17 protein-coding genes are annotated in these 20,225 nt (G+C 67.4%); 7 read left to right on the top strand and 10 right to left on the bottom strand.

Translation table 11 applies throughout. The features are described from left to right. Nucleotides 1–45: 45 nt before the first annotated feature. From J2Y49_RS05280 to J2Y49_RS05270, 3 genes are all read right to left on the bottom strand, one after another. Nucleotides 46–1,134, bottom strand: coding sequence for a TRAP transporter substrate-binding protein (locus tag J2Y49_RS05280; RefSeq protein ID WP_310112986.1), 1,089 nt, complete (start codon nt 1,132–1,134; stop codon nt 46–48). Between the two features lie 743 nt (nt 1,135–1,877). After that, nucleotides 1,878–2,753, bottom strand: a complete 876-nt coding sequence (locus J2Y49_RS05275; RefSeq protein WP_310112985.1) for an S-methyl-5'-thioadenosine phosphorylase — start codon at nt 2,751–2,753, stop codon at nt 1,878–1,880. An 86-nt stretch (nt 2,754–2,839) separates the two neighbouring features. After that, entirely contained in the window at nt 2,840–3,544 is a 705-nt protein-coding gene (locus tag J2Y49_RS05270) for a rhomboid family intramembrane serine protease (protein WP_310112983.1), read from the bottom strand. Nucleotides 3,545–3,778: 234 nt separating this feature from the next. Here J2Y49_RS05270 and J2Y49_RS05265 point away from each other — a divergent pair, with 234 nt between their 5' ends. After that, nucleotides 3,779–4,576 carry an oxepin-CoA hydrolase, alternative type gene (locus J2Y49_RS05265; protein WP_310112981.1) on the top strand — a complete coding sequence of 266 codons (798 nt, stop codon included), beginning with the start codon at nt 3,779–3,781 and terminating at the stop codon, nt 4,574–4,576. A gap of 14 nt (nt 4,577–4,590) precedes the next feature. On the opposite strand, the gene J2Y49_RS05260 is transcribed toward J2Y49_RS05265, so the two are convergent. After that, complete coding sequence (locus J2Y49_RS05260; RefSeq protein WP_310112979.1) at nt 4,591–6,069, bottom strand: PAS domain-containing methyl-accepting chemotaxis protein; 1,479 nt, start codon at nt 6,067–6,069, stop codon at nt 4,591–4,593. Between the two features lie 683 nt (nt 6,070–6,752). On the opposite strand from J2Y49_RS05260, the gene dprA reads away from it, so the two are divergent. The 6 genes from dprA to J2Y49_RS05230 all read left to right on the top strand — a co-directional run bounded on the left by dprA (nt 6,753) and on the right by J2Y49_RS05230 (nt 15,456). Further along, nucleotides 6,753–7,889, top strand: a complete 1,137-nt coding sequence (gene dprA, locus J2Y49_RS05255) for a DNA-processing protein DprA (RefSeq protein ID WP_310112976.1) — start codon at nt 6,753–6,755, stop codon at nt 7,887–7,889. A 46-nt stretch (nt 7,890–7,935) separates the two neighbouring features. Continuing rightward, nucleotides 7,936–10,737 carry a type I DNA topoisomerase gene (gene topA / locus J2Y49_RS05250; RefSeq protein WP_310112975.1) on the top strand — a complete coding sequence of 934 codons (2,802 nt, stop codon included), beginning with the start codon at nt 7,936–7,938 and terminating at the stop codon, nt 10,735–10,737. Nucleotides 10,738–10,772: 35 nt separating this feature from the next. Then, nucleotides 10,773–12,587 (top strand): tetratricopeptide repeat protein, encoded by a 1,815-nt coding sequence (locus J2Y49_RS05245; RefSeq protein ID WP_310112973.1) that lies wholly within the window; start codon nt 10,773–10,775, stop codon nt 12,585–12,587. Between the two features lie 227 nt (nt 12,588–12,814). Beyond that, the gene (locus J2Y49_RS05240; protein WP_310112971.1) at nt 12,815–13,621 is read left to right on the top strand and encodes an enoyl-CoA hydratase; all 807 of its coding nucleotides are present in this window, start codon (nt 12,815–12,817) and stop codon (nt 13,619–13,621) included. Continuing rightward, nucleotides 13,618–14,139 carry a CoA-binding protein gene (locus J2Y49_RS05235; RefSeq protein WP_310112970.1) on the top strand — a complete coding sequence of 174 codons (522 nt, stop codon included), beginning with the start codon at nt 13,618–13,620 and terminating at the stop codon, nt 14,137–14,139. The genes J2Y49_RS05240 and J2Y49_RS05235 overlap by 4 nt, the downstream gene beginning before the upstream one ends. 21 nt (nt 14,140–14,160) lie before the next feature. Then, nucleotides 14,161–15,456, top strand: coding sequence for an O-acetylhomoserine aminocarboxypropyltransferase (locus J2Y49_RS05230; protein ID WP_310112969.1), 1,296 nt, complete (start codon nt 14,161–14,163; stop codon nt 15,454–15,456). 21 nt (nt 15,457–15,477) lie between these two features. Here J2Y49_RS05230 and J2Y49_RS05225 read toward each other — a convergent pair whose 3' ends face one another. The 6 genes from J2Y49_RS05225 to J2Y49_RS05200 all read right to left on the bottom strand — a co-directional run bounded on the left by J2Y49_RS05225 (nt 15,478) and on the right by J2Y49_RS05200 (nt 20,187). Next, nucleotides 15,478–16,719 (bottom strand): MFS transporter, encoded by a 1,242-nt coding sequence (locus tag J2Y49_RS05225; RefSeq protein ID WP_310112967.1) that lies wholly within the window; start codon nt 16,717–16,719, stop codon nt 15,478–15,480. 133 nt (nt 16,720–16,852) lie between these two features. Beyond that, entirely contained in the window at nt 16,853–17,272 is a 420-nt protein-coding gene (gene arfB / locus J2Y49_RS05220; protein WP_310112965.1) for an alternative ribosome rescue aminoacyl-tRNA hydrolase ArfB, read from the bottom strand. Continuing rightward, complete coding sequence (rsmA, locus tag J2Y49_RS05215; RefSeq protein ID WP_310112964.1) at nt 17,269–18,177, bottom strand: 16S rRNA (adenine(1518)-N(6)/adenine(1519)-N(6))-dimethyltransferase RsmA; 909 nt, start codon at nt 18,175–18,177, stop codon at nt 17,269–17,271. The genes arfB and rsmA overlap by 4 nt, the downstream gene beginning before the upstream one ends. Nucleotides 18,178–18,233: 56 nt before the next feature. Beyond that, nucleotides 18,234–18,542, bottom strand: coding sequence for an AzlD domain-containing protein (locus J2Y49_RS05210; protein WP_310112963.1), 309 nt, complete (start codon nt 18,540–18,542; stop codon nt 18,234–18,236). After that, complete coding sequence (locus J2Y49_RS05205) at nt 18,535–19,269, bottom strand: AzlC family ABC transporter permease (protein WP_310112962.1); 735 nt, start codon at nt 19,267–19,269, stop codon at nt 18,535–18,537. Before J2Y49_RS05205 ends, J2Y49_RS05210 begins: the two co-directional genes overlap by 8 nt. Before the next feature lie 33 nt (nt 19,270–19,302). Then, nucleotides 19,303–20,187, bottom strand: a complete 885-nt coding sequence (locus tag J2Y49_RS05200; RefSeq protein WP_310112961.1) for an AraC family transcriptional regulator — start codon at nt 20,185–20,187, stop codon at nt 19,303–19,305. Nucleotides 20,188–20,225: the final 38 nt, after the last annotated feature.

Below are 20,225 nucleotides of genomic sequence, written 5' to 3'. Positions count from 1 at the left end.
TTGACTGCCGATAGAGCCTGCCGATACAGCCTGCCGATATGGCCGTCAGCGCTTCAGGCCGGCGGTGAAGGCGAAGTTGTCGAAGGAGTTCTCGGCCACCCGGAACCACAGATACTCGTCGTCGCGGAACTTCTTCCACGGCTCGTAGATCTTGGCGAACTTCGGGTTGGTCTTCGCCGTCTCCTCATACAGCTCGGTGGCGGACTTGTAGCAGGCCTCCATCACGTCGCGCGGGAAGGGGCGCAGCTGGGCGCCGCCGCCGACCAGACGCTTCAGCGCCGCCGGGTTCTCGGCGTCGTACTTGGCGGCCATGGTCACGTTGGCTTCGAAGCAGGCGGCCTCCAGAACAGCCTTGTACTGCTTGGGGAGCTGTTCCCACTGCTGCTTGTTGACCAGCAGCGAGACGTTCAGCCCGCCTTCCCACCAGCCCGGATAGTAGTAGTACTTGGCGACCTTGTTGAAGCCGAGCTTCTCGTCGTCGTAAGGGCCGATCCACTCGGCGGCGTCGATGGTGCCCTTTTCCAGCGACGGATAGATGTCGCCGCCGGCGATCTGCTGCGGCACGACGCCAAGCTTGGACAGAACCTGGCCGGCGAAGCCGCCGATGCGGAACTTCAGCCCCTTCAGATCCTCGACGTTCTTGATCTCCTTGCGGAACCAGCCGCCCATCTGCACGCCCGTGTTGCCAGCCGGGAAGTTCACGACGCCGTAGCCGTCGAAGAACTCGCGCAGCAGCGGCATGCCGCCGCCATTGTAGATCCAGGCGTTCTGCTGACGGGCGTTCAGGCCGAACGGCACCGTCGCGTCGAAGGTGAAGGTCGGGTCCTTGCCGACATAGTAGTAGCTGGCGGTGTGGCCGCATTCGACCGTGCCGTTCTGCACGGCGTCCAACACCTGCAGGCCGGGGACGATTTCACCGGCGGCGAAGGGGCGGATGGTGAACTTGCCGTCGGTCGCCGCGGCGACGCGCGCCGCGATGGTGTCGGCACCACCGTAGATGGTGTCCAGGCTCTTGGGGAAGCTGGACGCCAGACGCCAATGGATTTCCGGCTGGGACTGCGCGATGGCGGGAGCCGCCAGCGTGCTGGCGGCGACGCCGACGCCGGCCGAGGTCAGGAAGGAACGGCGCTTCATGAACGTTTCCTCATCGTTATGGCCATGACGCCCATTGCGTGAAGGCGTCTTTTGCCGAACAGAAGACACTATGGTGCCTGAACAATCCTAGAAATCGCAGCGGCTTTCCGGCAATTCGTCAAAATGCATGGCTTCCATTCCCGTCCTATTCCACCGCGTGGAAAATACAGCGCGAACGCAAGACTGTACCGGCGCCGACAGCCCATCGCCGCACCAGGGATTTTCAAAGCACTGCATCGCAGGACCATGCGAAGACCGGGTCTGCTCCCGAGAGCATCCATCAGCCGCATCGATCAACCGCCGAACCGTCTTGACGTCACCCGAATGGTTACGTGTGCCGATGATATATTCGACGCCCGGAAAGGTACACACCCCTACTTTCGTTCATGGGCCGATCAGGCAGCGGAGTCATTGTCCCATGCCGTGGGCAAGCGCTTTGTGCACACAAAAAAGCGAGCACGGAAAATTACATACAACTTGCAGCTTCCAACCGGCGGGGATGCTTGGCATGTTTGCGCCGCGGTCGGGGCGGTGGAACGGCCACCGCCCGCGCCGCACTAACGGAGGGCAAGAGGATGAACCAAATCCTCACTCTCCTGATCCTGCTGTTGCAGCTGCTCAAGCTGGTGCTTGAGCATCTGAACCGCTGATCGGGTGGGCGTACCGGGGATAGCAGCCTCGGTACGCCTTCCCCGAAAATAGTGCGTTTTCACGCGGTCGGCAACGGTCCACGCCGCCCCAATTCACCCCAGCGCGCGCTTCACGATCAGCGCCAGCTTTTCCAGCATCGCCGGGTCGCGGTGGGAGGGTGCGGTCATGATCGCGTTGTCGAGCGCGGTGTGGCAGCCCTGGACGCAGTGGCCGTCGCGGTGCGCCACCTTCGGCGCCAGGGCCGAAACCAGCGAGCGCGCCTTGCCGGCATTGGCGACGACCACCTTGATAACCGCGTCGACCGAGACATGGTCGTGCCCCTCATGCCAGCAGTCGTAATCGGTGACCATGGCGACGGTCGCGTAGCACATCTCCGCCTCGCGGGCGAGCTTGGCCTCCGGCATGTTGGTCATGCCGATCACGTCGCAACCCCAGCTGCGGTACAGGTTCGATTCGGCGACGGTGGAGAATTGCGGCCCCTCCATCACCATGTAGGTGCCGCGCCGCTGGTGGGGGATGTCCAGTTCGACCAGCGCCTGCTCGATCATGTCGCCCAGCCGGCCGCAGACCGGATGGCCCAGCGCCACATGGGCGACCAGCCCGCTGCCGAAGAAGCTCTTGTCGCGGGCGAAGGTGCGGTCGATGAACTGGTCGATCACCACGAAGGTGCCGGGCGGCAGATGTTCCTTCAGCGAACCGACGGCGGAGACCGACAGGATGTCGGTCACGCCCAGCTGCTTCAGCGCGTGGATGTTGGCGCGGAAATTCAGCTCCGACGGCGGAATCCGGTGGCCGCGGCCATGGCGCGGCAGGAAGACCAGCTTGCGGCCTTCGTATTCGCCGGTCAGCAGCTCGTCGGACGGGTCGCCGAAGGGTGTCGTCACCTTGACCCAGCGGGTGTTCTCCAGCCCGTCGATGTCGTAAAGGCCGCTGCCGCCGATCACGCCTAGAACCGCGTCGTTCCCCATGGTCCGCTCTCTCCCGCTGACGATGGCGCGAGTATTTCGGGCATGGGAGCGGATTGCAACCGCTCTGGAGACAATACCGAACGCCGCTACCCGACGGTTGCCGGCCGCCGGGGTCCGGCCAGACACAGCAGCAGCGCCCCCAGCAGCAACCCGGCGGACAGCCCGCCGGCATGGGCGCCCCATCCGACTTCCGCGAGCGGAGAGCCGGCGGGCGGCGGCATCAGCGTCATCGCCGCGTTGAGCAGCGCGAAAACGACGATCGCTCCCTGCACCAGCCGCCGGGGAAGGCGCCGCGACAGCAGTCCGAAGCGCGGGCGCATCCACAGGAAAGCCCCCATCAGCGCGCAGATCGCCCCGCTCGCCCCGATCAGCGGCGCCATCCGGTCGGCCGCGAGCAGCCCCTCGGTCAATGCGGCCGCCACGGTGCCGGCGAAGAACAGCAGCAGAAAGCGCAGATGACCGGCCTCGCGTTCCACCACATCGCCCAACAGCAAAAGCACCGCCATGTTGGAGGTCAGGTGCGTCAGGTCGCCATGGATCAGCACATGCCCGAACAGCCCGCGCCATAAGGCGGCGGTGGGCAGCGGCCCGGCCAGTTCGACCGTTCCGAAGAAATAGGCGGGGACGAAGGCGAAGGACTCCGGCGGAAGCCGCAGCACGAAGGCGAGGACGCACGCCAGGATGATGGTGCGGTTGGCGTAGGGCGGCAGGGGCGCGGCGATGCCCGGCCGTTTCCCGCCACCCCCGCCCCGCCCCTGCCGATCCCCCTGCCGATCCAGAGCCAGCGCCATCCCCCGCCTCCGCCCGTCGGTCACGCCATGCCGGCCCGCCAAGCGCTGCCGCGGCGATCGGCCTCACCCCAATGTAGGAAGGGGTATTGTGGAAGAACAGGCGCTTTCCGCGAAATCCGGCTCCTTCCTATACCGGTCGTACGGATTGGAGCGGTGCCCTGCCGCTGTCACAGTGGTTCTACCATCCGGTGAGGATCCCTCCGCCGGACAAGGACAACCGGGGAAGAAACGACCATGAACGAACGTCAGGATACCGGCAGCATGACGGTGGAACGCCAGGGCCGCGTCATGGTGCTGACCATGAGCGACGCCGGCACCCGCAACGCGCTCGGCCTGCGGATGATGGCCGCCGGCCGCGATGCGCTGGACGAGGCGACGCATGATCCCAACATCGGCGCCATCGTGCTGACCGGGGCCGGCGGTGCCTTCAGTTCGGGCGGGCACCTGACCAACCTCTATCACCACGGCAGCCGCTCGCGATCGGAGAACCGGGACGGGATCGAGCGTTTCCACGGCTGGGTCCGCGCCATGCGCGAATGCCCCAAGCCCATCGTCGCCGCGTTGGAAGGGCCGGCCGCCGGTGCCGGCTTCTCGCTGGCGCTGGCCTGCGACCTGATCGTCGCGGCGGAGGACGCGCAGTTCCTGACCGCCTACGTCAAGGTCGGGCTGACGGCGGATGGCGGCGCCTCGGCCTCGCTGGCCCGCGCGCTGCCGCCGCAGCTTTATGCGGAACTGATGCTGACCGGCGGCCCGGTGGATGCCGCCCGCCTGCATGCGGCGGGCGTCGTCAACCGCGTCACGGCGCCGGGACAGGCACTGCCGGAGGCGGTCGCTTGGGCGAAGACCATCGCCGAGGGCCCGAGCGGCGCCATGGGCCGCGCCAAGAAGCTGATGGAACTGGCCTATGGCAGCTTCGCCACCCAGCTCGCCCGCGAAAGCGACCTGTTCGTCGAAGCCCTGCACCATGGCGAAGCGAAGGAGGGCATCACCGCCTTCTTCGAAAAGCGCCCGCCGGCTTTCCACAAGCGCTGATCCGGCCGAGGTCGTCAGCGGACCAGGACGTGCGCCGCCTCCTTGGTCCGTTCGACCGCTCCGGCCACCTGATTGACCGCCGTGGAGATCGCCGTGACGTTGGAGGTCACCGTCGCTACGGCGGCCGACGCTGTCTGCATGTTGGCCGACATGTTCTGGGTGACGGCGCTCTGCTCCTCGACCGCCGAGGCGGTGCCGGTCACATGCTCCCGCACGACGGCCACCGCCTCGCGGATGGCGTTCAGCGCACTGGCGACTTCGGTCGAGGTCGACTGGATGCCCTCGATCTCCGCCGAGATCTGCTCCGTCGCCTTGCCGGCCTGATTGGCGAGGTTCTTCACCTCCGACGCCACGACGGCGAATCCCTTGCCGGCCTCTCCGGCGCGTGCCGCTTCGATGGTGGCGTTCAGCGCGAGCAGGTTGATCTGGCCGGCGATGGAGTTGATCAGCCCGACGATGCCGTTCATTGCCTGGGCGGCGGCGGCCAGCCGGTCGGTGCTTTCCCCCACCGCGACGGTGCGGTCGAAGGCGCCGTCGGTCGCGGCGCGGGCGCGGGTCATGCTCTGAGAAATCTCGCCTATCGAGGCGACGAGTTCCTCCGCGCTGGCGGCCACCGCCTGGACGCTGGCGGACGTCGAACCGGCGGCGGCGTTGGCGGAGCCCGCCTCGCCCAATGACAGGCGAAGCGCCTGATCGACCTCGCCGAAATTCTTGTCGATCAACACCTTGAGATTGTTCAGGAGGGAAACCTGGGCGGTGATGTCCACCGCGAACTTCACGACCTTCGTCACCTGCCCCTTCTCGTCGAAGATCGGGTTGTAGGCGCCTTCGATCCACACCGGATTGCCGGACTTGCCGATGCGCTTGTACTGCGCGGCCTGGAATTCGCCACGGCGAAGCGTATCCCAGAAGCGGGCATAGTCCGCGTTGTCGCGCTGGGCCGGTTCGACGAACATGCTGTGGTGCTTGCCGATCACCTCATCCCGGCGATAGCCCATCACCCTCAGGAAATTGTCGTTGGCCTTGGTGATGATGCCGTCCGTGGTGAACTCGATCACCGCCTGCGACCGGCTGATCGCCGCCATCTGCGCGGCATAGTCGAGATTCTCCAGCCGCTCCTTGGCGTCGGCCCATTCGACGACGAAGCCGATTCGCTGCCCGTCTTCCGTCAGCGGGGTGACCAGCAGGTCGAACTGATGGCCGCCAACCTTGATGGTGGCGCTGTACGGCTTCGTCAGAGCGGCCAGCAACCGGCGCTGGTGGTCGGGATTCTTGTGGAACACGTCGATGTTGGTGCCGACCAGACGACTCACGTCCAACCGGGGCAAATCCTTGCGCAGATCGCTCTCCGCTTCGCGCAGCAATGCGACCACGGCGGGATTGACGTGAACGATGGTCAGATTCTCGTCGGCCACCATCACCTTCGCCCGCAAAGCATCGAGCGCCGACATCTTCCGCGCCAGCGCCCGATTGACCTTTCCCCGTCCGAACATCGCCTGCACCCCACCTCAATCCATATATCCGGGGCTGATGATACCTAAACGTGGAGTGGGTTCTATTGGGGAAACTCCGGCATACGTCGCTATTCCGAAAAGATCACAAACCACTGATTTGCCAGAATTCCATATTTTTTAATTGAGAACACCCGTCATTGCGACACACCCTGATGGAGGACTGTCGTCGCAAACGGATTTCAGCAGACTGAAACTATATTACTTGTGAGCGGTATTTCATTGCATGGACCGGCAACGCAGCCACGCGACTCCCCGCCGCAATTGACACACGCGCAGGTTCCACATAGTGGCGCCGGTCCGGCAGGGATGTGTCTCGGCCGGCGATCCAAGGAGGTGACGCGAGTGAAGCAGTTCCTAGAGTGGCTCGACCGCTTCTGGTTCAAGTGGAAGATCGAGTTCCAAGCCGGCTTCAACAAGGACCGGGATAGCTAAGGGCCGACGGGCGGGGCCGGGCAACCGGCTCCGCCTTCAGGATGGAAACTCGCGTCACCTCCAGCACACAACGTTGTGAAGTTCAACGAGGCAGAAAGACGGCACGACGCCACCCGCTGGATTGCGGCAGCGACGACGCACACCATTTCGAGGAGATTTATCCGGGAGATCGCATCTCCATACGTTTGAATGTTGATGTCCTGTATGGAATGGTTGTATAAATTCCAAGCATGACACAACCGCGTCGCCCCTTGTCCGATGCCGAACGGCTCGACTGGATCCGCCTCATTCGCACCGAGAATGTGGGGCCGATCACCTTTCATCGCTTGCTGGAGCAGTTCGGCAGTGCCCGTGCGGCGCTGGACGCCTTGCCGGAACTGGCCAAGCGCGGCGGGCGGACCAAGCCACTGCGCGTCGCTTCCAAGGCGGAGGCGGAGCGGGAGATGCAGGCGAACCGCCGCTTCGGCGCCCGCCTGATCTGCGCCTGCGAACCCGACTACCCCGAACCGCTGGCCGCGGTCGACGATGCGCCGCCGGTGATCTCGGCGGCGGGCCACGCCCATCTGCTGAGGCGGCGCGCGGTCGCCATCGTCGGGGCGCGCAACGCCTCGCTGAACGCCAAGAAATTCGCCGAGTCGCTGGCGCGGGAGCTTGGCGCGGCCGGGCTGCTGGTCGTTTCCGGCCTTGCCCGCGGCATCGACACCGCCGCCCATGCCGGCTCGATCGGCAGCGGCACCGCCGCGGTGCTGGCGGGGGGCATCGACGTCGTCTATCCGCCTGAGAACGAGGGACTCTACCGCGACATCGTGGCGCAGGGCGTGGTGGTGGCGGAAAGCGCCATCGGCACCCAGCCGCAGGCCCGCCATTTCCCCCGACGCAACCGCCTGATCTCCGGCCTGTCGCTGGGTGTGCTGGTGGTGGAGGCGGCGTTGCGCTCCGGCTCGCTCATCACCGCGCGGATGGCGCTGGAACAGGGGCGGGAGGTGATGGCGGTCCCCGGCTCCCCGCTCGACCCGCGCTGCCACGGCACCAACAATCTGCTGCGCCAGGGGGCGACGCTGGTGGAACGGGCCGACGACGTGCTGCGCGCCATCGAAAACCTGCGGTCGCCGACGCTGGCGGAACGGCCCCGCGACCTGTTCAGCGCCGCCGGACTGGTCCCCGGCCCCACCACGGAACCGGACGAATCCGACCTTGCAAAGGCACGCGCCCTGGTGCTGGAAAACCTCGGCCCCTCGCCCGTCACCATTGACGAACTCGTCCGCGGGTGCCAATTGTCCGCTCCGGTGGTGCTGACCGTGGTTCTGGAACTTGAGCTTGCCGGCCGAGTCCAGCGTCTTCCCGGTCATCAGGTCTCTCTCGCCTGATCGGCATCGCCGTGGTTTGGGTGGGCATACGCGAAGGGCTGGTTTCTTGCCGGGCAGCAACGTCGTCATCGTCGAATCGCCGGCCAAGGCGAAGACCATCAACAAGTATCTGGGCGACGACTACACCGTCATCGCCAGCTTCGGCCATGTCCGCGACCTTCCGGCGCGGGACGGCTCGGTGCGCCCGGATGAAGACTTCGCGATGGAATGGGAATTGGGCGACCGCTCCAAGCGCCACATCGACGAGATCGCCAAGGCGGTGAAGTCGGCCGACCGCGTCTATCTCGCAACCGACCCGGATCGCGAGGGAGAGGCCATCGCCTGGCACCTGTCGGAATTGCTGCGCGAAAAGCACCTGACCGACAATCGCGACGTCCAGCGCATCACCTTCAACGAGATCACCAAGAGCGCGGTGCAGGCCGCCATCGCCAACCCGCGCGACGTGTCGCGCGAACTGGTCGACGCCTATCTGGCGCGCCGGGCGCTGGACTATCTGGTCGGCTTTACCCTGTCGCCGGTGCTGTGGCGCAAGCTGCCGGGCTCCAAGTCGGCCGGCCGTGTCCAGTCGGTGGCGCTGCGCCTGATCTGCGAGCGCGAGTCGGAGATCGAGGTCTTCAAGCCGCAGGAATACTGGTCGATCTCCGTCGGCTTCACCACGCCGGCCGGCGCCGCCTTCACCGCGTCGCTGACCCAGCTGGACGGCAAGCGGCTCGACAAGTTCGGCCTGCCCAACCGCGAGGCGGCGGAAGCCGCGGTGGCGAAGATCCGCCCGCAGGCCTTCGCCGTATCGCAGGTCGAGCGCAAGCAGAGCCGCCGCAACCCGTCGCCGCCCTTCACCACCTCCACCCTGCAGCAGGAGGCCTCGCGCAAGCTGGGCTTCGGCGCCACCCGCACCATGCGGACCGCGCAAAAGCTGTATGAGGGCGTGGACATCGGCGGCGAGACGGTTGGCCTCATCACCTATATGCGAACCGACGGCGTCAGCCTGTCGCAGGAGGCCATCGACGGCGCCCGCAGCCTGATCGGCTCGCACTATGGCGAGCGCTATGTCCCGGCCCAGCCGCGCGTCTACAAGACCGCCGCCAAGAATGCCCAGGAGGCCCACGAGGCCATCCGACCGACCGACCTGCAGCGCCGCCCCGACTCGGTCGCCGGCTATCTGGAAAGCGACGAGCTGCGGCTCTATGAACTGATCTGGAAGCGCACGCTGGCCAGCCAGATGGAAAGCGCCGTGCTGGACCAGGTGGCGGTGGACATCGCCGGCCCGTCCAAGGACGTGGTTCTGCGCGCCACCGGCTCCATCGTCGTGTTCGACGGTTTCCTGAAGGTCTATCAGGAGGACCGCGACGACGCGGCCGAGGACGACCAGCAGGAACGCCGCCTGCCCGCCATGGACCAGGGCGACGCTCTGGCCCGCGGCGACATCGATCCGGAACAGCATTTCACCCAGCCGCCGCCGCGCTATTCCGAAGCCAGCCTCGTCAAGAAGCTGGAGGAGCTGGGGATCGGCCGTCCGTCGACCTACGCCTCGATCCTCCAGGTTCTGCAGGACCGCAACTATGTTCGGCTGGACAAGCGGCGCTTCATCCCGGAAGACCGCGGCCGGCTGGTCACCGCCTTCCTGGAGAATTTCTTCCACCGCTATGTGGAGTACAACTTCACGGCGGAGCTGGAGAACCAGCTGGACGAGATCTCCGACGGCAAGATCGACTGGAAGACCGTACTGCGCGACTTCTGGACCGCTTTCGACGTGGCGGTGAACGGCACCAAGGACCTGACGATCACCCAGGTGCTGACCACGCTCGACAACGAACTGGGCGCGCACTTCTTCCCCGCCGCCACCGAGGACGGCCACGACCCGCGCGTCTGCCCGGTCTGCCGCGAGGGCCGGCTGGGGCTGAAGCTGGGCAAGATGGGCGCCTTCATCGGCTGCTCGCGCTATCCGGAATGCCGCTACACCCGGCCGTTGGCCGTCGCCAACGACGAGAACGGCGAGGCGCAGGAAGGCCCACGCGAGCTGGGCAACGATCCTGAGACCGGCCTGCCGGTGACGGTGCGCCGCGGCCCCTACGGCGCCTACATCCAGCTGGGCCCGGCGCCCACCGCGGCGGTCGCTCCGCCGGAAGAGCCGGCTGCCGAAGAGCCCGCTGCCGACGGCAAGAAGCCAAAGGCGAAGAAAAAGAAGAAGGACGAGGCGCCGAAGCCCAAGCGGGTGTCGCTGCCCAAGGGCATGGCTGCGGCGGACGTCGATCTCGACACCGCGCTGAAGCTGCTGGCCCTGCCCCGCACCATCGGCAACCACCCGGAAACGGGCGAGGAGATCAGCGCCGGCATCGGCCGCTTCGGTCCCTACCTGAAGCATGGCAGCGTCTACAAGTCTCTGACGCCCGATGACGACGTGCTGACCATCGGCATCAACCGCGCCGTCGACCTGCTGGCCGGTGCGGCCAAGAAGGCGTCGGCCCCGGCCAAGACGTTGGGCGACCACCCGAAGACCGGCAAGCCGATCACAATGGGCTCCGGCCGCTTCGGCCCTTATGTGAAGCATGCCAGCGTCTATGCCTCGATCCCGAAGGGGACCGAGCCGGACAGCGTCACGCTGGAACAGGCGCTGGAACTGATCGACGCCAAGGTCGCCAAGGACGCCGCCAAGAAGGGCAAGGCCCCGAAGGACGCCGAACCGGCCAAGGCCGAGGGCACCGACGCGGAAAAGCCCGCCAAGGCCAAGGCCCCGGCAAAGACTGCGGCGAAGAAGCCCACCGCCAAGAAGGCGACCAAGGCCAAGGCCGCCAAGGACGCACCGGCGGAAGCCGCCGCGCCGAAGAAGAAGACCGCCAAGGCATCCTGACCGAACGGAAGGCGGCGTATGGCGGGGGCTGAGCAATGGCGACCATCCGTGAGGCCCTGCTTGCCGCCCTCGACCACCACGCCTCCGGTCGGCTGGATGCGGCGGCGACGCTTTACAGCCGCATCATCGAAGCGGATCACGGCCAAGCGGATGCCCACCATCTGCTCGGCGTCGCGCTGACGCAGATGGGGGGCGCAACGGATGCCGTCGCGTCCTTCCGAACGGCGATCCGTCTCGCGCCGGAGCAAGCCTCATTCCGGTCGAACGCCGGAAACGCCCTGAAGGCGCTCGGGCGGCAGGACGAAGCCCACATTTGCTACCGCATGGCCCTTGCCCTGGAACCCGATCATCCGGATGCGCTGGGCAATCTCGCCGCCATGACCGCCGATCCGGCCGAAGCACTGGCCATCGCCCGCCGCAGCGGCCGTCTCGATCCGCTGAAGGAGGAGACGCTGTTCAACTGCGGCGTTCTCCAGCGCCGGCTTGGACGCGAGGGCGAGGCGCTGGACAGCTTTCGCGCATGCCTGCAGCTTTCGCCCGCGCATGCTGCCACCCTTCATTCGGCAGCCGAACTGCTGGAAGCGGATCGGCCGGCCGAGGCGGCCGCCCTGTTCCTGCGGGTCGCCCGTATGGTTCCGGACTCCCTCGGGTCGTTCCTTCGCGCCGCAACGGCTCTCTCGCGGTCCGGCATGGTGGACAGCGCCATTGCCCTCCTCGACGGGTTGGTCTGCGAAGTTCCGGATCTGGCGGAAGCCCATTTCAACCGCGCCGGCCTTCATCACGAATCGGGCAGTCTGGAGACCGCGTCCGCAGGTTACCGCCGGACTCTCGCGCTGACGCCGGGCGATGCCGAGGCATGGTACAGCCTCGCGTCCGTCGAGAAGGACCGGCACCGGATGGATGCCGCAGTCGCGGGGTGCCGCCGGGCGCTGGCCGTCGAGCCCTCCTTCCAGGCAGCCCAACTCGATCTGCGCCTTGTGCTCGGCAGACAATTTCCCGCCTGGCATTTCACCATGCTGGCGGATCAGGCACGCAATGCCGCCTACCAGCGTGCGATCGACGCAGCCGTGAAGCCCGGCATGATCGTCCTGGAGATCGGCACCGGTGCGGGTCTGCTCGCCCTGATGGCCGCCCGGGCCGGCGCCGCCCATGTCTACAGCTGCGAACTGTCGCGGCCGCTGGCGGAACTCGCGAGGGGAATCGTGTCCGACAACGGCTTGTCGGACCGGATCACCATCATCAACAAGCGGTCGTCGGAACTGCGCGTCGGGATCGATCTTCCCGAACCAGCCGATCTGCTGATCTCCGAAATCCTCGACGCCGGACTGCTGGGCGAAGGAGCGGCGGCAAGCGTGGCCAAGGCCGCGCGCGCCCTGGTGAAGCCCGATGCCGTGATCCTGCCGCGGGGCGCGGTCATCAAGGCGATGCCGATCGAATGCCCCGGCTTGCGAAGCGCAAACCCGGTCGGCACCATCGCCGGATTCGACCTGTCGCGGCTGGAGGCGTATCGCAACCCCTCCTACATGGTGCTGGCGTTGAACGATCTGCCGCACCGGCCGCTGGGGCCGCCGACCGATGTCTGCTGGATCGATCTGCGCAATCCACCCGCACATGGGCCGGTCGGGTCCGCCCGCCTTCCAATCGCCGCCGACGGCGCCTTGCACGCCATCGCCTTCTGGTTCGAACTGCACATCGACGACCACACGATGCTGTCCACCGCTCCGGGTTCGGAGTCGCGGCATTGGCAGCAGGCTCTGCAGTTCCTGATGATCGACCGGCGGATGCGGGCCGGCGACATGGTCGAGGCCCACCTGAGCTACATCGCCGGACGGCTTCACTTCTCGGTCTGACCATCCCCTGCCCCATTGGCCGGAGGTTGGTCCGCACCGCTCTGCTCGAACATATTTCCTATTGTTGTAGTAGCTTTTTGATCGGTTATAGCAAAATTACCTGTTGAATTCCTTCTCCACCTGCCGTCTCATTGTCCCTGCCCTGCAGGTTCCCCGTGTCGCCCGCAGGCCCGGCGCGTTAAGCTGCCGGCGGTGCGCAACCAAAGGAATACGGGAGGACAACGACCATGAGCGCCGCGCTTTCCACACACGATCCCCATGCCCCGCTGGTCCTGCGCGAGGACCGCGAAGGGGTCGCCACGCTGACGCTGAACCGGCCGAAGGCGCGCAACGCGCTGTCGGTGGGGCTGATGGCGGCGTTGCAGGACGCGCTGGATGCGATCCACGAGGACAGCAGCGTCCGCGCCGTGGTGCTGGCCGGGGCCGGCGGCGCCTTCTGCGCCGGGCATGACCTGAAGGAGATGCGCGCCGCCCCGTCGCGCGAGCTGTACGAGGCGCTGTTCACCCAGTGCTCCCGCCTGATGCTGACGATCAACCGCGTCCGCCAGCCGGTGATCGCCAAGGTGCGCGGCGTGGCGACCGCCGCCGGTTGCCAGCTGGTCGCCACCTGCGACCTCGCCTATTGCGAAGAGGAGGCGCGCTTTGCCACGCCGGGGGTGAATATCGGGCTGTTCTGCTCGACGCCGATGGTGGCGCTGACCCGCGCGGTCGGGCGCAAGGCGGCGATGGAGATGCTGCTGCTGGGCGACCTGATCGACGCGGAAGAGGCGGAGCGCATCGGCCTCGTCAACCGCGCGGTGCCGACCGACCAGCTGGACGAGGTCGTGGACAGCGTCGCGGCGAAGATCGCGTCCAAATCGCCGCTGACGCTTGCCACCGGCAAGGAAGCCTTCTACCGCCAGATCGATCTGGATGCCGAAGGTGCCTATGCCTATGCGGCCAAGGTGATGACCGAGAACATGATGGCGCAGGACGCCGCCGAGGGCATCGACGCCTTCCTTGGCAAGCGCACGCCGGTGTGGTGCGGTCGATGAGCGGGCGGAAGATCACGGAGCCGGCTGACTATACCGACGCCTTCCTGCGCGGCGTGCTGGAAACCACGAAGAGCATCGCCGTGGTGGGGGCCAGCGCCGACCCGGTGAAGGCCAGCTTCTTCGTGATGAAGTACCTGCGCGACAAGGGCTATCAGGTCATCCCGGTCAACCCGAAGATGGCCGGCCAGACCATCCTCGGCCTGCCCGTCTATGCGAGCCTCAAGGATCTGCCGGAGCCGCCGGACATGGTGGACGTCTTCCGCAACTCCGCCGCCGCCGGCGGGGTGACGGACGAGGCGATCGCGGCCGGGGCCAAGGTGGTGTGGATGCAGCTGGGCGTCCGCAACGACGAGGCGGCGGCGCGGGCACAGGCCGCCGGGCTGACCGTGGTGATGGACCGCTGTCCGAAGATGGAAATCCAGCGCCTGTACGGCGAGATCGGCCGGATCGGGGTCAATTCCAATGTGCTGGTGACGCGCCGTATGGCGCCGACGAAATCGTTCAAAAAGCTGATCTGAAAAACTGGGGGAAGCACACAGATGACTGAGCAGAAGAGCTTCGGCTTCGAGACCCGCGCCATCCATGCCGGCGCCGCTCCCGACCCGGCGACGGGTGCGCGGCAGACGCCGATCTACCAGACCACTAGCTTCGTCTTCGAGAATGTCGACGACGCCGCCTCGCTGTTCAACCTGCAGAAGGTCGGCTTCATCTATTCCCGCCTGACCAACCCGACGGTGGCGGTTCTGGAAGAGCGGCTCGCCAACCTGGAAGGCGGTGCCGGCGCCACCGCCACCTCGTCGGGCCATGCGGCGCAACTGCTGGCACTGTTCCCGCTGATGGCGCCCGGCGACCACATCGTCGCGTCGAAGAAGCTCTATGGCGGCTCGCTGAACCAGCTCGGCATCAGCTTCCCGCGCGCCTTCGGCTGGCAGCCGAGCTTCGTCGACACCGACACCGTCGACAACGTCAAGGCGGCGCTGACCGAGAAGACCAAGGCGATCTTCGTCGAAAGCCTCGCCAACCCCGGTGGCGTGGTGACGGACATCGAGGCCATCGCCAGGATCGCCGACGATGCCGGCATCCCGCTGATCGTCGACAACACGCTGGCGACCCCCTACCTGATCAACCCGATCCAGTGGGGCGCCACGCTGGTGGTGCATTCGACCACCAAGTTCCTGTCCGGAAACGGCACCTCGGTCGGCGGCGTGGTGGTGGACAGCGGCAAGTTCGACTGGAGCAAGTCCGGCAAGTTCCCGGCGCTGAGCGAGCCCGACCCCGGCTATCACGGCCTGCGCTTCCACGAGACCTTCGGCCATCTCGCCTTCACCATCCACGGCCATGCCGTGGGCCTGCGCGACCTGGGGCCGAGCCAGGCGCCGATGAACGCCTTCCTGACGCTGAACGGCATCGAGACCCTGCCGCTGCGCATGCAGCGCCACGCCGACAGCGCGCTGAAGGTGGCGCAGTTCCTGGAAAGCCATCCGGCGGTCAGCTGGGTCAGCTATGCCGGGCTGGAATCGTCCAAGTACCGTGATCTCGCGAAGAAGTACCTGCCGCGCGGCGCCGGTGCGGTGCTGACCTTCGGCGTCAAGGGCGGTTTCGAGGCCGGCGTGAAGGTGGTGGAGAGCGTGGAACTGTTCAGCCACCTCGCCAACATCGGCGATGCGCGCTCCCTTATCATCCACCCGTCCTCGACCACCCACCGCCAGCTATCGGCGGAAGCCCAGGCCTCGGCCGGCGCCGGCCCCGAGGTGATCCGCCTGTCCATCGGGCTGGAGACGGCGGAGGACATCATCGCCGACCTGGATCAGGCGCTGAACAAGACGTTGGGGTAAATCCCCCGGTTCGGCGGCGGGTTACTCCGCCGCCGGCAGCGGCTCCGCCACCGGTTCGGCCTTGCGGCGGTCGTCGGGCAGCAGCAGGGCGGCGGCGAAGGCGAGCGCGGCCAGCGCCGACAGGGTCAGGTAAAGCATGGTGAACTCGCCCGTGCGCTCGTAGACCCAGGCCACTAGTTGCACCGCCAGCGGGCCGGCGCCGAAGGACAGGATGTATTTGGCGCCGAAGGCCAGCCCACGGTGCTTGTCCGGGGTGTAGCGGGCCAGCAGCATGTTCTCCGCCGGGATCTGCGTCTGCGAGGCGATGACCACGAAGGCGGCGGCGGCGACCAGCGGCAGGTCGGCCAGGACGGCGACGGCGGCCATCATCGGGATCTGGACCAGCAGGCAGAGCATGTAGACCCGCTTCAGTGAATGGCGGTCGGCCAGCACGCCGCCGATCATCTGCGGCAGGGCCGCGATCAGGTAGACCGCCGTCACCAGCCCGCCGACCCCCAGCGTTCCGCTGCCGAGCCAGCCGCCCAGTCGCGCCTCGAACAGCTTGGGCAGCACGACCTGCATGGCGTTGAAGATCAGCCCGGCGCAGACCATGGTCAGCGACAGCACGAAGAAGGCGCGCACCACGTCGCCGCGCGACGGCTTGGGCTGCGGCTTCACGTCGGCGTGACGGTCCTGGACGATGCCGCTCATGATCAGCAGGGCCAGGGCGGCACCCATCACGAGGCAGATGGCGCCGGGGATGATGAAGGCCATGCGCCAGTTCAGCCAGTCCGTCAGGCTGCCGGCGACGATGGCGGCGGTGGCGACGCCGAAGGTGCCGAACAGGCCGAGCCAGCCCATCGCCTTCCCGCGATTCTCGGCATTCGCCATCATCCACGCCATGCCGACGGGGTGGTAGATCGACGCCCCCAGCCCCAGCAGGGCCAGCGACCACATCAGCATCTCCGGCCCGTCCGACAGGCCCGCCATCACCGCCCCGCCGCCGGTCATCAGGTAGAAGACCGCCATCATGCCGGCCGAACTCCAGCGGTCGCCCAGCCAGCCGGCCAGCGGCGCCCCCAGCCCGATCATGAAGGCCCCCAGCGTCCACAGCCGGATCAGTTCGTCATAGGAGAGCTTCCATTCGGTTTCCAGCGCCAGCACGATGGTAAGGAACAGCGCCGACACAATGTGCATCAGCGTATGCCCGACCCAGGCGAAACCGACCGACAGACGGGCCGAGGTCGGCGACGGCAGGGCGGCGCTGGCGGATGGATGACTCATCGAACGTCTCCGGCCCCGGATTTGTCCTCACGGGGGAATGTTTCACGGGCAAGCTATGGGCAAAGGCTGGCACGGGATGGTTGAACCGTCCAATGCGCCTGCCTCATGGCGGGCATGCCCGGAAGACCCGGGATCAGTCGTTAACGTTCCCGCGCATCTTCTTCACCTCCGACCGCTTGGCCTTCCCTTCCAGACGCCGCTCCTTGGAGCCCTTGGTCGGTTTGGTCGGGCGGCGGGGCGGCGGTGGCGGGGCCGCGGCGTCGCGGATCAGGTCGATCAGGCGCTCGCGGGCATCTTCCCGGTTGCGGATTTGCGAGCGGTGGCGGTCGGCGACCAGGATCAACACGCCGTCCTGGGTCAGCCGGGAACCGGCGAGCCGCTCCAGCCGGTAGCGGACCGGATCGGGCAGATTGGGCGAGCGCCGCACGTCGAAGCGCAGTTGGACCGCCGTTTCCGTCTTGTTGACGTGTTGGCCGCCGGGGCCGGAGGCGCGGACGAACTCCTCCTGCAACTCGTTTTCGTCCAGGCTGATGCGGGGCGTGACCCTGATCATTCAGTCCTCTCCGACGGTGGCTCCAGCGGGTGGCGGGCGCGGAAGGCGCGGGCGAGTGCGGCAAAGCCGGCGACGTCGATCTCCTCCGCCCTTGCGGTCGGGGCGAGACCGGTCTCCTCCAGCAGGGCTTCGGCGTTGCCCAGCGACTTCAGGCTCTGGCGCAGCATCTTGCGGCGCTGGCCGAAGGCGGCGGCGGTGACCTGTTCCAGCGCGCGCCAGTCGGCCGCCTCCGGGTTGGCGCGCGGGGTCAGATGGACGACCGTCGATTCGACCTTCGGCGGCGGGGTGAAGGCGCGCGGCGGCAGGTTGAACAGCACGCGGGCGTCGGAACGCCATTGCGTGATCACCGACAGACGGCCATAGGCCTTGCTGCCGGGCTTCGCCACCAGCCGGTCGGCGACCTCCTTCTGGAACATCAGGGTCAGGCTGACATAGGCCTCGATCCGCGCCAGCCAGCCCAACAGAAGCGGCGTCGCGACATTGTAGGGAAGATTGGCGACGATGGCGCGCGGCGCGGGGGCGAGGTCTTCCGGGTCCACCGTCAGGGCGTCGGCCTCGACGATGGACAGCCGGCCTTGGGACGCCTCGATCACATCCTGCAGCGCCTCGATGAAGCGGCGGTCGCGTTCGATGGCGATGACCTTCACCGCGTTGGTCGCCAGCAGCGCGCGGGTCAGGCCGCCGGGACCGGGACCGACCTCGATGGCGGTGGTGCCGGCCGGCAAATTGGCCGAGCGCGCGATCCGCCCCGTCAGGTTCAGGTCGAGCAGGAAGTTCTGCCCCAGCGACTTGCGTGCCTCCAGCCCGAAGCGCGCGATCACGTCGCGCAGCGGCGGCAGGGCGTGCGGGTCGAATGCAGCCGGATTGGATGCGGGCGCGGAAGCGGCATGGATCGGGTCGGTCATCCCCGACTTATAGGCATCCCCCGCGCGCTTCACCAGACGGCAGTTTGCAACAGTTGCTACAGCAGGCGGCGCAGCAGCACGACGGCGACCACGCCGGCCGCCACCGCCACCACCATCGGCACGCGCCGCGCGATCAGGCAGACGAAGGCGGCGGCCAGCGCGTCGGACGGGCGCGACAGGGCGGCGGGCGTCACCAGCGCCACCAGCACCGCGCCCGGCGTGGCCTCCAGCGCCGCATTGGCCGCCGGGCCGAGCCGCACCCGCGCGACCAGCCACGGCCCGCCGATCCGGGTCATCCAGGTGACCAGCGCCCCGCCCAGCACGATGGCGAGGATGCTCCAGTCCAGATGCAGCGACTCAAGCATCGCTCGCCCTCCCCTGCCACTTGGCTTGAACGGCAGCGACGGCGCCGCCGGCCAACGCGCCGGCGATGATGTGCCAGGTGCCGCCGGGCGAAAGGGCATGGACGGCCAGCGCGGCGGCGCCGCTCGCCAGCCAGGGAGGCAGCGAGCCGACGCCGCGCCAGAAACCGGCGAGCAGGCAGAGGAAGACGGCGATGAAGGTGAAGTCCAATCCCCAGGCGGTCGGGTCGGCGATCAGGGCACCGGCCAGCGTCCCGGCCACCGTACTGCCGAGCCACGCCAGATACAGCGTCGCCGCCACCCCGTACCAATAGGCCAGCGTCAGTTCCGGCCCGCGGCGCAGGGCCAGCGCCCATTGCTCGTCGGTCATGAAGAACAACGCCAGACCGGCCCGTGCACGGGGGACGCCGCGGAAACGCGGTTCCAGCGTCGCCCCCATCAGCAGGTGGCGCAGATTGACCAGCAGGATCGCGCCGACCACCGCCAGCCCGGCGCTGCCCCCGCTCCCATTTCTGTCCAGCAGTTCGACCGCGACGAACTGGGAACTGCCGGCGAAGACCAGCGCGCTCATCAGCCCCATGTCCAGCGCCGACAGCCCGGCCTTGGCGGCGAGGCTGCCCAGCAGGAACCCGAAGGGCACCGCCCCCGCCACGATGGGCAGGCAATGGATGACACCCGCCGCGAACTCCTGCCGCGGGGATGCCGGGATGGTGATGCTGTCCGTGCTCATACGTATGCCATATGCTTGCTCATGGGCGGCAAGCTAGGCGGCCGAGGCGCGCGCGTCTTGGACGGGATTGCTGCCGCGCCGGTATTGACCGGGAGAGACGCCGACCCGCCCCTTGAACACCCGGTTGAAATGTGCCTGATCGCAAAAGCCGCAGGCCAGCGCCACATCGGCGAGCGGCAGCGGCCCGATGAGCATCCGCTTGGCTTGCGCGACCCGGCGGTCGGTCAGATAGCCGTGCGGGGTCGTCCCCACCGCCGCCCGGAAGACGCGCAGCAGGTGGAACCGGCTGAGCCCGGCCGCAGCCGCCAGATCGGCCAGTTCGACCGGGCTGTCGAGATGGGCATCCAAAAATTCCCGCGCACGCCGGACCGCCGCCGGCTCCCGCCCCACCTCCCGCGGGCGGGCGCTCAGGTCGCCGTGACGCAGGGCCAGCGCGGTGAAGGCGCGCAGCGCGTCGGTGTCGGTTCGCAAGGGGTCGCGATGCGGCCCCTCCAGCCCATGATGCAGGCTGCGCAAGGCCTGAAACAACTCCGGGTCATCCAGTTCGGTGGCGGCGAAATGCGGCGCGACCGGCCGGCCGATCGCGTCGGCCATCGCCTGCCCGAACAGGGCGACCGACGGGTAGAACATGCGGTAGGCATAGCCGTCCTCCGCCGGCCGGCCATCGTGCAGAACCTCCGGGTCGAGCACCACCACCTGCCCCGCCCGCGCCACCCGTTCGGCACCGCGGCAGCGGTACAGCTCGGTCCCGGCGGTGATGACGCCGACCACATAGGTCTCGTGGGTGTGCGGCGCGTAGCTGTGACGCTGGAAGCGGGCGTTCAGGCATTCCATGCCGTCGAAGCGCGCCTCCCGCCACAGACGGGCGAAGTCGCCGCCGACGGCCGGGGTTCGGATCAATGCGGAGTGCTGGTCCATGCCGCAGTCTAACAGGCGGGCGCGGCGGCCGTCTTGGA

Origin of the sequence: Azospirillum sp. BE72, from assembly GCF_031455875.1 — a bacterium.
Classification (GTDB): Bacteria; Pseudomonadota; Alphaproteobacteria; order Azospirillales; family Azospirillaceae; genus Azospirillum.
Note: the sequence above shows the minus strand (reverse complement) of the source record. Positions and strands in the feature narration are given on the sequence as shown.

What these genes read in the sequence shown, in the direction of transcription:
- J2Y49_RS05280 (WP_310112986.1), bottom strand. Translation starts at nt 1,134, where the DNA reads ATGAAGCGCCGTTCCTTCCTGACCTCGGCCGGCGTCGGCGTCGCCGCC.
- J2Y49_RS05275 (WP_310112985.1), bottom strand. Translation starts at nt 2,753, where the DNA reads ATGGGGAACGACGCGGTTCTAGGCGTGATCGGCGGCAGCGGCCTTTAC.
- J2Y49_RS05270 (WP_310112983.1), bottom strand. Translation starts at nt 3,544, where the DNA reads ATGGCGCTGGCTCTGGATCGGCAGGGGGATCGGCAGGGGCGGGGCGGG.
- J2Y49_RS05265 (WP_310112981.1), top strand. Translation starts at nt 3,779, where the DNA reads ATGAACGAACGTCAGGATACCGGCAGCATGACGGTGGAACGCCAGGGC.
- J2Y49_RS05260 (WP_310112979.1), bottom strand. Translation starts at nt 6,069, where the DNA reads ATGTTCGGACGGGGAAAGGTCAATCGGGCGCTGGCGCGGAAGATGTCG.
- dprA (WP_310112976.1), top strand. Translation starts at nt 6,753, where the DNA reads ATGACACAACCGCGTCGCCCCTTGTCCGATGCCGAACGGCTCGACTGG.
- J2Y49_RS05245 (WP_310112973.1), top strand. Translation starts at nt 10,773, where the DNA reads ATGGCGACCATCCGTGAGGCCCTGCTTGCCGCCCTCGACCACCACGCC.
- J2Y49_RS05240 (WP_310112971.1), top strand. Translation starts at nt 12,815, where the DNA reads ATGAGCGCCGCGCTTTCCACACACGATCCCCATGCCCCGCTGGTCCTG.
- J2Y49_RS05235 (WP_310112970.1), top strand. Translation starts at nt 13,618, where the DNA reads ATGAGCGGGCGGAAGATCACGGAGCCGGCTGACTATACCGACGCCTTC.
- J2Y49_RS05230 (WP_310112969.1), top strand. Translation starts at nt 14,161, where the DNA reads ATGACTGAGCAGAAGAGCTTCGGCTTCGAGACCCGCGCCATCCATGCC.
- J2Y49_RS05225 (WP_310112967.1), bottom strand. Translation starts at nt 16,719, where the DNA reads ATGAGTCATCCATCCGCCAGCGCCGCCCTGCCGTCGCCGACCTCGGCC.
- arfB (WP_310112965.1), bottom strand. Translation starts at nt 17,272, where the DNA reads ATGATCAGGGTCACGCCCCGCATCAGCCTGGACGAAAACGAGTTGCAG.
- rsmA (WP_310112964.1), bottom strand. Translation starts at nt 18,177, where the DNA reads ATGACCGACCCGATCCATGCCGCTTCCGCGCCCGCATCCAATCCGGCT.
- J2Y49_RS05210 (WP_310112963.1), bottom strand. Translation starts at nt 18,542, where the DNA reads ATGCTTGAGTCGCTGCATCTGGACTGGAGCATCCTCGCCATCGTGCTG.
- J2Y49_RS05205 (WP_310112962.1), bottom strand. Translation starts at nt 19,269, where the DNA reads ATGAGCACGGACAGCATCACCATCCCGGCATCCCCGCGGCAGGAGTTC.
- J2Y49_RS05200 (WP_310112961.1), bottom strand. Translation starts at nt 20,187, where the DNA reads ATGGACCAGCACTCCGCATTGATCCGAACCCCGGCCGTCGGCGGCGAC.